Annotated in this window: 11 protein-coding genes; 2 read left to right on the forward strand and 9 right to left on the reverse strand. The window is 70.0% G+C overall.

Going from position 1 to position 8641, the window contains the following annotated elements:
- The 5 genes from WA967_RS15260 to WA967_RS15280 all read right to left on the reverse strand — a co-directional run bounded on the left by WA967_RS15260 (nucleotide 1) and on the right by WA967_RS15280 (nucleotide 4426).
- On the reverse strand, nucleotides 1-1071 hold the full coding sequence (locus WA967_RS15260; protein ID WP_424424354.1) for an ABC transporter permease: 1071 nt from the start codon (nucleotides 1069-1071) through the stop codon (nucleotides 1-3).
- Nucleotides 1068-1991, reverse strand: coding sequence for an ABC transporter ATP-binding protein (locus WA967_RS15265; RefSeq protein ID WP_424424356.1), 924 nt, complete (start codon nucleotides 1989-1991; stop codon nucleotides 1068-1070). The genes WA967_RS15260 and WA967_RS15265 overlap by 4 nt, the downstream gene beginning before the upstream one ends.
- An 88-nt stretch (nucleotides 1992-2079) precedes the next feature.
- A complete protein-coding gene (locus tag WA967_RS15270) occupies nucleotides 2080-2883 on the reverse strand; it encodes a response regulator (RefSeq protein WP_424424358.1) in 804 nt (267 codons plus the stop codon).
- Nucleotides 2880-4139: a sensor histidine kinase gene (locus WA967_RS15275; protein ID WP_424424360.1), complete on the reverse strand. Its 1260-nt coding sequence runs from the start codon at nucleotides 4137-4139 to the stop codon at nucleotides 2880-2882. The genes WA967_RS15270 and WA967_RS15275 overlap by 4 nt, the downstream gene beginning before the upstream one ends.
- A gap of 101 nt (nucleotides 4140-4240) precedes the next feature.
- Nucleotides 4241-4426, reverse strand: a complete 186-nt coding sequence (locus tag WA967_RS15280; protein ID WP_424424362.1) for a CsbD family protein — start codon at nucleotides 4424-4426, stop codon at nucleotides 4241-4243.
- Between the two features lie 135 nt (nucleotides 4427-4561).
- Here WA967_RS15280 and WA967_RS15285 point away from each other — a divergent pair, with 135 nt between their 5' ends.
- A complete protein-coding gene (locus WA967_RS15285; RefSeq protein ID WP_424424364.1) occupies nucleotides 4562-5182 on the forward strand; it encodes a dihydrofolate reductase family protein in 621 nt (206 codons plus the stop codon).
- On the opposite strand, the gene WA967_RS15290 is transcribed toward WA967_RS15285, so the two are convergent.
- The 3 genes from WA967_RS15290 to WA967_RS15300 are packed head-to-tail and all read right to left on the reverse strand — an operon-like array spanning nucleotide 5183 to nucleotide 7442.
- Nucleotides 5183-6016 (reverse strand): Cof-type HAD-IIB family hydrolase, encoded by an 834-nt coding sequence (locus WA967_RS15290; RefSeq protein WP_424424366.1) that lies wholly within the window; start codon nucleotides 6014-6016, stop codon nucleotides 5183-5185.
- Nucleotides 6013-6876 carry an exodeoxyribonuclease III gene (locus WA967_RS15295; RefSeq protein ID WP_424424368.1) on the reverse strand — a complete coding sequence of 288 codons (864 nt, stop codon included), beginning with the start codon at nucleotides 6874-6876 and terminating at the stop codon, nucleotides 6013-6015. Before WA967_RS15295 ends, WA967_RS15290 begins: the two co-directional genes overlap by 4 nt.
- A 32-nt stretch (nucleotides 6877-6908) precedes the next feature.
- Nucleotides 6909-7442, reverse strand: a complete 534-nt coding sequence (locus WA967_RS15300) for a YbhB/YbcL family Raf kinase inhibitor-like protein (protein ID WP_424424370.1) — start codon at nucleotides 7440-7442, stop codon at nucleotides 6909-6911.
- Between the two features lie 86 nt (nucleotides 7443-7528).
- On the opposite strand from WA967_RS15300, the gene pyrE reads away from it, so the two are divergent.
- Nucleotides 7529-8089, forward strand: a complete 561-nt coding sequence (pyrE, locus tag WA967_RS15305) for an orotate phosphoribosyltransferase (protein ID WP_424424372.1) — start codon at nucleotides 7529-7531, stop codon at nucleotides 8087-8089.
- A 375-nt stretch (nucleotides 8090-8464) separates the two neighbouring features.
- Here the strand turns inward: pyrE and WA967_RS15310 are convergent.
- A partial coding sequence (locus WA967_RS15310; protein WP_424424374.1) for a YdeI/OmpD-associated family protein occupies nucleotides 8465-8641 on the reverse strand: 177 nt, incomplete at its 5' end.

Below are 8641 nucleotides of genomic sequence, written 5' to 3' on the forward strand. Positions count from 1 at the left end.
TCAGCCGCGCAGCGCCTCCCTGAGCTTGACGCGGCTGCCCATCCGCAGCAGCGAGTTCTCGTAGATCTTCGCGCCCACCAGGATCGCGCCGACGCAGCTGACCAGCAGGATGACCAGCGAGAGCAGCGGCTCCCACCACTGCGCCTCGCCGACGAACAGCCGCACCGGCATCGCCACGGGGGCGGAGAACGGGATGTACGACAGGATCGTCATCACCAGCGGGTTGTCGTTGAAGATGATCACCAGGATGTACGGAGCCATCACCAGCATCATCAGCGGCATGGTGGTGGATCCGATGTCCTCCTGGCGCGAGACCATCGCGGCGGCGCCGGAGTACAGCGACGCCAGCAGGATGAAGCCGAACAGGAAGAACACGGCGAACCACAGCACGGGAGCCCCGATACCGGCGAGCACCTCGTTCTGCCCGGTGACGATCAGGCCCACCACGGCTATCGCCGCCAGCAGGATGATCTGCGCCATCGCGAGGATCGTGTTGCCGAGCACCTTGCCGGCCAGCAGCACGCGCGTGGGGATCGCCGAGATCAGCAGCTCGACCACGCGGGTCTGCTTCTCCTCCACCACGCTCTGGGCGATGGTGGAGCCGAACGTGGAAGCGGCCATGAGGAACACCACTCCGAAGCCGATCGCCACCAGATAGCGCACCAGCGGGTTGGTGGATGCCGGCTCCAGCATCTCCACGTGCGGTGTCTTCGACAGGCCCATCACCAGGCTCTGCGGCGCCTCGTCCTTGGCCAGGATGACCACGCCGGTCGGATCGTCGGACGGCAGTACGGCGGCGACCACGTCGCCCTTCTTCACGACCTTCTCCGCCTCGGCGCGGTCCGCTACCTCGGTGACCTTCACGTTCGGCAGCGCCTTCACGATCTGGGCCGTCTGCGAGGTCGCCGCCACGGCATCCGGAGTGGGGGACTTGCTGCTGAATCCGCCGATGAGCACTCCGGCCAATGCGATCAGCAGCAGGATGCCGGTGGAGATCAGGAACGCCTTGCTGCGCAGCTTGGAGCTGATCTCGCGCTCGGCGACCAGCCACGTCAGGGATGAGTTCTTCACTGGATGACCTCCTTGAAGATCTGGGCGAGGGACGGATGCTGGGGGGCGAAGTTCGAGACCTCGCCGCGGTCGACGGCCTCGCGCAGCACGCGCTGCGCGGTGGCGGGGGCGTCGACGTCGAACAGCGCCGACCCGCCCTCGAAGTCGACGACCGTCACGCCGGGCTCCGAGCGCAGCCAGCCGGCATCGCCCGCGGAGTCCAGCTGGTAGCGCAGAGTGGAGTGCTGCGCGCGCAGCTGCTCGCGGGTCCCGGATGCCCGGATCGTGCCGCCCGCGATGATGATCAGGTCGTCGCAGAGCCGTTCGACCACGTCGAGCTGGTGCGAGGAGAACAGGATCGAGACGCCGCGGGCTGCGCGCGACTGCAGCACCTCGGCGACCACGTCGACCGCCAGCGGATCCAGGCCCGAGAACGGCTCGTCGAGGATGAGCACCTCGGGATCGTGCACGAGCGCCGCGGCGATCTGCGCGCGCTGCTGGTTGCCCAGCGACAGCGACTCGATGGCGTCGTGCAGGCGCTCGCCGAGGCCCAGCTCGGTCAGCAGCGCGGTGCCGCGCTGCGCGGCATCCGCCTTGTCGAAGCCGTGCAGACGGGCGAGGTAGACGACCTGCTCGAGCACCTTCATCTTCGGATACAGACCGCGCTCTTCGGGCATGTACCCGAACCGGCGGCGGTCGGACGTGGACAGCGGGGCGCCGTCGAGGGTCACCGTGCCGCCGTCTGCGGCCAGAACACCCAGGATGATGCGCATGGTGGTGGTCTTGCCTGCGCCATTGCCGCCGACGAACCCCGTCAGCCGCCCGGGGGCGACGTCGAAGCCGACCTGGTCGAGCACGGTCCGGGCGCCGTAGTGCTTGGTGACGCCCTCGAGGTGCAGCGTGCCTGTTCGCCCCGTGGGGTGGATGCTTGTTGCTTGCATGCCTCCACGCTACGAAGACGAGCCGGTTGCAGCATCCCCCCTGCGGGGGATTCTGCGGCATCCCCCGCCCGGTCGCCCTCGGCCGGGATCAGGCCAGCCCGTGCCGGTGCGCGAGCACGACGGCCTGCACCCGGTCACGGGCGCCGAGCTTCTGCAGCACGCGCGAGACGTGCGTCTTCACGGTGGCCTCGCCGATGAACAGTGCGGCGGCGATCTCGGCGTTGCTGCGGGCATCCGCCATCAGCGCCAGCACCTCGCCCTCGCGGTCCGTGAGCTGCTCCGAGAGCGGCGCCCCTCCGCCCGGGGGCCGGGAGCGATGGGCTGTTGAGCCTTGATGGGCCGTTGAGCCTTGATGGGTCGCTGAGCCTTGATGGGTCGCTGAGCCGGGCCCACGCGCCCCGGAGGCTCCGAGCGACGCGGAGCGGGGCTCGGAGTGGGGCGTGGGGAGCGAAGCGTCGTCGTCGCTGCCGGATGCCGCGAACTTCGCCAGCACGCGGCGGGTGACCTCGGGGGCCAGGATGCCGTCGCCGGCGGCGAGGGCCCGCACGGCAGTGATCAGCTCCTCGGGCCCGGCGTTCTTCAGCAGGAACCCGCCGGCCCCGGCATCCAGCGCCTGGAACAGGTAGTCGTCGCGGTCGAAGGTCGTGACGATGGCGATGGATGCCGTGATCGCGGGGTCTGCGACGATGCGGCGGGTGGCCTCGACGCCGTCCATGTCAGGCATCTGCACATCCATCGTGATGACGTCGGGCTGCAGCCGAGCGGCCGCGGCCACGGCATCCGCTCCCGTGGCGGCCTCGCCGACCACCTCGATGTCGGGCTGCGTGCCGAGGATCGTGCGGAAGCCCGCCCGCAGCATGGCGTGGTCGTCGACGATCAGCACCCGGATCATCGCGACACCTCCGCGACCGTCTTCAGCGGCACGCTGGCCCGCACTCGGAATCCTCCCTGCGGGCGCGGGTCGAGTTCGATCGTGCCGCCGGATGCCAGCGCGCGCTCGCGCATGCCCAGCTGGCCGAGGCCGGGGCGCAGCACGCCCACCGCGCGGCCGGTGTTCACCACTTCCAGCTCTACGGCGGCCGGTGCGTACCGCACCCGCACGTCGGCGGTCGCACCCATGCCGGCATGCCGGCGGGCGTTGGTCAGAGCCTCCTGCGCGATGCGGTACAGGTTCACGCCGACCGTGCTCGGCACCGGAACCGGCTCGCCGATCACGGTGTACTCGGTCGGGAGCCCGGCGTCTCGCGATGCCTGCGCGAGCTGGGCGATGTCGGCCAGCTCGAATGTCGAGGGAGCATCATCGAGGTCATCGCCGGGAGAGCGCAGCGTCTCCAGCAGCTGCCGGAAGTCGCGGATGGCGTCGCGCGAGGCATCCTCGATCCCGGCCAGCATCCGTCCTGCCTGCGCGGGATCCTGCTCCACCACCAGCCGCGCGGCTCCGGCCTGCACGCCCATCACCGACACGTGGTGCGCGACCACGTCGTGAAGCTCGCGGGCGATGCGCACCCGGTCCAGTGCCACGGCCTGCGCGGCGGTGACCTCGCGCGCCGCCTCCAGTTCGCGAGTGCGCTGCTCGAGAGCGTCGCGCTGCGCGGCGGCCTGCCAGGAGCGCTCGCCGAAGTAGTAGGCGCCGCCGAAGTACAGCGCGTTCAGCAGCAGCTGGATCATCATGATGGCGACGTGCGGCGAGAGCAGCCCCGCCGCCATGTCGGCCTTGTCGGCCTCCTTCAGAGCGTCGCCGTACATCACGATGATCAGCCAGATGAACATGGCGGCGATGATGCCCACGCGGACCAGCATCGCCCTGCGGCGGTCGTTCATCCAGGCACCGGCCGTGTACAGCCCGATGAACAGGGCCACGTTGGTGACGTAGATCTCCGGCACGTGCAGCGTGATGCTCGTGAACATCACCAGGGCGATGAAGATGGCGACGACGGCGGGCCTGCGGCGTCGCACGGCGAGCGGAGCCGATACGGCGAGGACCGCCACCAGTGCCCACCACATCGGCGCCTGCTGCTTGCCGTAGACCCCGGCGACCGTCGACAGCCCGGCGCTGATGATGCCGCTGACCAGCAGCACGCCCGCAAGCAGCAGATCCTGGCGCAGATCGCGCTCGGTCGGCGTGCGGGTGAAGGCGTGCTCGGACATGCTCCCACCGTATTGGGGCGACGGATGGCGCACATCCCCCGCGCGGTGGATGCCGGTGCTCGGCCTCCGGGCGTCGTGGCGTCGATTCCGTCGTCGTCGATTCAGTCGTCGTCGTCGAGAGCGTCCTCGGCGCGATCCTTCGCGTCGGAGAGCGCGTCCTTCGTCTCGGCCGCGGCCTTGTCGATCTTGCCGTGGGCCTGCATGCTCTTGTCGTCGGTGACCCTGCCCCAGGCCTCCTCCGCCGATCCCTTGGCGTGCTGTGCGGCGTGCTTCATCTTGTCGTTCATGATGATCCTCCTCCGATCAGGGCCCCTCCGTTCGAGAGAGCGTGCAGCACAGTCAACGACCCCCCGACGGTCCTGCCGAGGGGGTTGATCCACAGGAGCCCCTGACGTACGATCCTGCGATCGAAGGAGCGCACCATGACCGGACGCATCATCATCGACCTGTTCACCACCCTCGACGGCGTCGCCCAGGCGCCGGGCGGTCCCGAGGAGGACACCAGCGACGGATTCCCCTTCGGCGGCTGGCAGGCGCCGCTGCCCAGCGAGGCCGTCGGACGCAGCGTGGAGGAGGGGATGCAGACGCTCGACGCCCTGCTGCTGGGGCGGCGCACGTATGACATCTTCGCCGGATACTGGCCTCAGCACACCACGGGCGAGGAGGGGTTCATCGGGCAGCTGTTCGATCGCGTGCCGAAGTACGTCGCATCGAGGGATGCCGGGATCGCGCTCGACTGGCAGGGGTCGACGCGCGTCGGCGACGATCTCGCCGCGGAGATCGCGCGGATGCGCGAGCGGCACCAGGACGTGCACGTGATCGGCAGCGTGGACCTCGTGCAGACCCTTCTGGCCGAGCAGCTCTTCGACGAGCTGAGGCTGTGGGTGTACCCGATCGTGCTGGGCCGTGGCAAGAAGGTGTTCCCCGATGGCGCCGCCCCGCACAACCTGCGGCTGCTGAGTGCCCAGGCCGGCGACGGCGGCGCGCTGCTGCTGCGCTACGCCCCGGCACCGGGCGAGGTGCAAACCGGCACCATGGGCTGATCAGGTCGCCAGTATCCGCTCGATCACCTGCGCGACGCCGTCCTCGGCGTTCGACGGGGCCACCTCGTCGGCGCCCTCGCGCACCAGCTCGAGGGCGTTGGCGACCGCCACGCCATGACCGGCCCAACGCAGCATCTCCAGATCGTTGAGGGCGTCGCCGAAGGCGAGCACCTCGCTGCTGTCGATGCCCAGCCGCGCGCACACCTGCGCCACGCCCGTGGCCTTGGTGACGCCGGCGGCCATCACCTCGACGAACGGGGCGCCCGAGAGCGTCGCCTCGAACCCGGTGAGGCCCAGCGACTGCAGGGTCGCGTAGATCTCGGGGATCGGCACCGACGCGTGTCGGATGGTGAGCTTCAGGCTGGGCGCGGCCAGCACGTCGGCGCGCGGCACGCCGCCCATGGTCTCCGGCGCCCGCTTGTGGTCGCTGACGTCGGACAGGTCGGCGTAGCCGGTCTGCGCGACGAACAGGTCACCGCCGTTGCGCACGCTGGCGTACACCAGGTCGGGCAGCACCTGCTCGAGCGCCTCGGCCAGCTCGTGCTGCACATCGGCCGACAGCTCCTCGGCGAACAGCTGCTCGCCGGTGGTCAGGTGCATGCCGTAGGCGCCGTTGCCGCACAGCGCCCAGCCCGTGAACCCGGCCTGCTCGGCGACGGGCCGCAGGCCGATGGGCTGGCGGGCTGTCACCGGGATGGTGAGGATGCCGGCATCCCGAGCCCCCTCCAGCGCCGCGCGCGTGCGAGCCGAGACCATCCCGTCGGCGCCCAGCAGGGTGCCGTCGAGGTCGGTCGCGATCAGGCGGATGCCGGTCGGCCCGCTCGATCCGGTCATGCGAAGATCATCGGCAGGTCGTCGTCCTCCTCCGCGCCGCCGAGGCTGAGGTCGACGACCACCGGCACGTGATCGCTGGGCTGCTCGCCCTTGCGCTCCTCGCGGTGGATGGAGGCCGCGGTCACGGCATCCGCGAACGACGGCGAGCCCAGGATGAAGTCGATCCGCACGCCCTCGTTGCGGGGGAACTTCAGGCGCTGGTAGTCCCAGTAGGTGAAGCCTTCGGGGATCAGCGGACGCACCACGTCGTGCAGGCCGGCGGACTCCAGCGCGAAGAACGCCGCGCGCTCCTCGGGGGAGACGTGCGTGGAGCGGCCGACCACGATGTCGGGGTCGCCATTGTCGTGGTCGAACGGGATGATGTTGAAGTCGCCGACCAGCGCCAGCGGACGTGACGGGTGTGCGGCGATCTCGGCGGCGGTCGCGGTGCGCAGGGCATCGAGCCACTGCAGCTTGTACTCCAGATGCGGGTCGCCCAGCGCACGGCCATTGGGCACGTACAGGCTCCACACCCGCACGCCGCCGACCGTCACGCCGAGTGCGCGCGCCTCGAGCGGCGCATCCGGCCCGAAGGTGGTCTCGTCGGGCGTCTTCCCCTTCGCGAAGCCCGGCATGCCGGCGAACGCCGTCGACACCTCGGTGATCGGTTCGCGGCTGGCGATGGCCACGCCGTTCCACTGGTTCAGTCCGTGCGCCTCGACGTGGTACCCGGCCTCCTCGAACGCCGCGTACGGGAACTGCTCGGGCTTGCACTTGATCTCCTGGAACGCCAGCACGTCGATGTCCTCGCGCACGGCGAAGTCGACGGCGCGCCCCACGCGCGTGCGGATCGAGTTGATGTTCCAGGTGGCCAGACGCATGCGTCCAGCCTATTCGGGGCCGCCGACAGCGCTCACCTCTCCGCGGGGTCTCCGGTTCCGATCAGGATGCCGCGGGCGAGGGTGTGGAAGTGCCGGTTGAAGCCCAAGACGGCGGGAGTCGCGCCGGCCTCCAGCTCGAGCGAGTCCACGTCCAGCGCGTCGACCACGAAGAAGTAGCGATGCACGCCGGTGCCGGCGGGCGGGGCGGCGCCGATGTAGCGCTCGAGCCGTGCCTCGTTGGGGAGCACGCTGCCGCCGGGCAGGCTCGATGCGGTGCCGTCGCCGGTATCCAATCGGCGCACATCGGCCGGGATGTTGTAGGCGGCCCAGTGCCAGAAGCCGGATCCTGTCGGGGCGTCGGGGTCGAAGCACGAGATGGCGAAGCTGAGCGTGCCGGCCGGCGGCTGCGACCATTCCAGGGTCGGATGCCGGTCCTCACCGCCTCTGCTGGACGACCAGGCGAAGCCCGGCAGTGCGCCGCCGGCGGTGAAGTCGGGGCTGGTCAGTTCGAGCGGCGGTACCGGACGCAGCTCGGCGAGGGCGGCATAGGGATCGTACGAGAACATGTGTGGCCTCCTGCTCTCACGCTAATCGCGTGCAGGCGCCGGAACCAGCCCCGGATGCGCGCCATCCGCCGAATACACTGGATGCCGTGACCGATCTCGCCGCTGACCGCCAGGCCCTGCTCGACCTCATCAAGGCCGAGGCGGTGTTCCACGGCGACTTCACGCTCTCCAGCGGCAAGAAGGCGACGTACTACGTCGACATGCGCAAGCTCACCCTCGATCACCGCGCGGCCCCCGCCATCGGGCGCATCATGCTCGACCTGATCAAGGACCACGACGTCTCCGCCGTCGGCGGGCTCACCCTGGGCGCCGACCCCATCGCCAACGCCGTCATGCACGCCTCGGTCGAAACCGACCGTCCGCTGGACGCGTTCGTCGTGCGCAAGGAGCCCAAGGACCACGGCCGCGGCCGTCAGGTGGAGGGCGCGAGCATCGAGGGCAAGCGCGTGATCGTCCTCGAGGACACCTCGACCACGGGTCAGTCGGCGCTGAAGGCCGTCGAGTTGCTGCGCCGCGAGGGCGCTGAGGTCGTGGCCGTCGCCGTGATCGTCGATCGCAAGACCGGCGCACAGGCCGCCATCGAGGCCGAGGGCCTGCAGTGGCTGGCCGCCTTCGACCTGGACGACCTGGGCCTGGACCCGCAGTAGTCCCGGGGCCGTGGGCCCTCGCGGGTATCGCCCGTGGGCTTCGTGATCCGTGGGCTTCGTGATCCCGTGGGCTTCGTGATCCCTTGGGCTTCGTGATCCCTTGGGCTTCGTGATCCGTGGGTTCCGTGATCCCTTGGTTTCCGTGATCCGTGGGCTTCGTGATCCGTGGGCCTCGTGAGCCCGTGAGCCCGTGCGGCCGTCATCGTCGACATCCGCGTCCTTCTCGTCGACACAGATGTGGGGCCGACACGCCAGATGCCGGCCCTTTTCGCGGGATTCGGCCCCCAGAACGTATTACTGGCCCCCAGAGTGTGTTGCCGGTTGCCGGTTGCCGGTTGCCGGGAGTCGGATGCGGGGAGTCGGATGCTGCCGCCGCTACGGGCGCCTGCCCGCCGCGGCGTCCGTGATGATCTTCGCGATCCGCGCCGCCCGTGTCTCCGGCCGCTTGGCCGTCGCGATGAGCGTGAGGCCCAGCTTGCGCGCCGACTTCGGGAAGGCGTCCCAGTTCTCGCGGGCCGCGGGTACGGCATCCAGCGCCGCCGCGAAGTCGTC

This window comes from Microbacterium sp. (assembly GCF_049650565.1).
Classification (GTDB): Bacteria; Actinomycetota; Actinomycetes; order Actinomycetales; family Microbacteriaceae; genus Microbacterium.

Coding starts and splice junctions, on each gene's coding strand:
- WA967_RS15285 (WP_424424364.1), top strand. CDS start 4,562: ATGACCGGACGCATCATCATCGACCTGTTCACCACCCTCGACGGCGTC.
- WA967_RS15290 (WP_424424366.1), bottom strand. CDS start 6,016: ATGACCGGATCGAGCGGGCCGACCGGCATCCGCCTGATCGCGACCGAC.
- WA967_RS15300 (WP_424424370.1), bottom strand. CDS start 7,442: ATGTTCTCGTACGATCCCTATGCCGCCCTCGCCGAGCTGCGTCCGGTA.
- WA967_RS15265 (WP_424424356.1), bottom strand. CDS start 1,991: ATGCAAGCAACAAGCATCCACCCCACGGGGCGAACAGGCACGCTGCAC.
- WA967_RS15270 (WP_424424358.1), bottom strand. CDS start 2,883: ATGATCCGGGTGCTGATCGTCGACGACCACGCCATGCTGCGGGCGGGC.
- WA967_RS15280 (WP_424424362.1), bottom strand. CDS start 4,426: ATGAACGACAAGATGAAGCACGCCGCACAGCACGCCAAGGGATCGGCG.
- WA967_RS15295 (WP_424424368.1), bottom strand. CDS start 6,876: ATGCGTCTGGCCACCTGGAACATCAACTCGATCCGCACGCGCGTGGGG.
- WA967_RS15275 (WP_424424360.1), bottom strand. CDS start 4,139: ATGTCCGAGCACGCCTTCACCCGCACGCCGACCGAGCGCGATCTGCGC.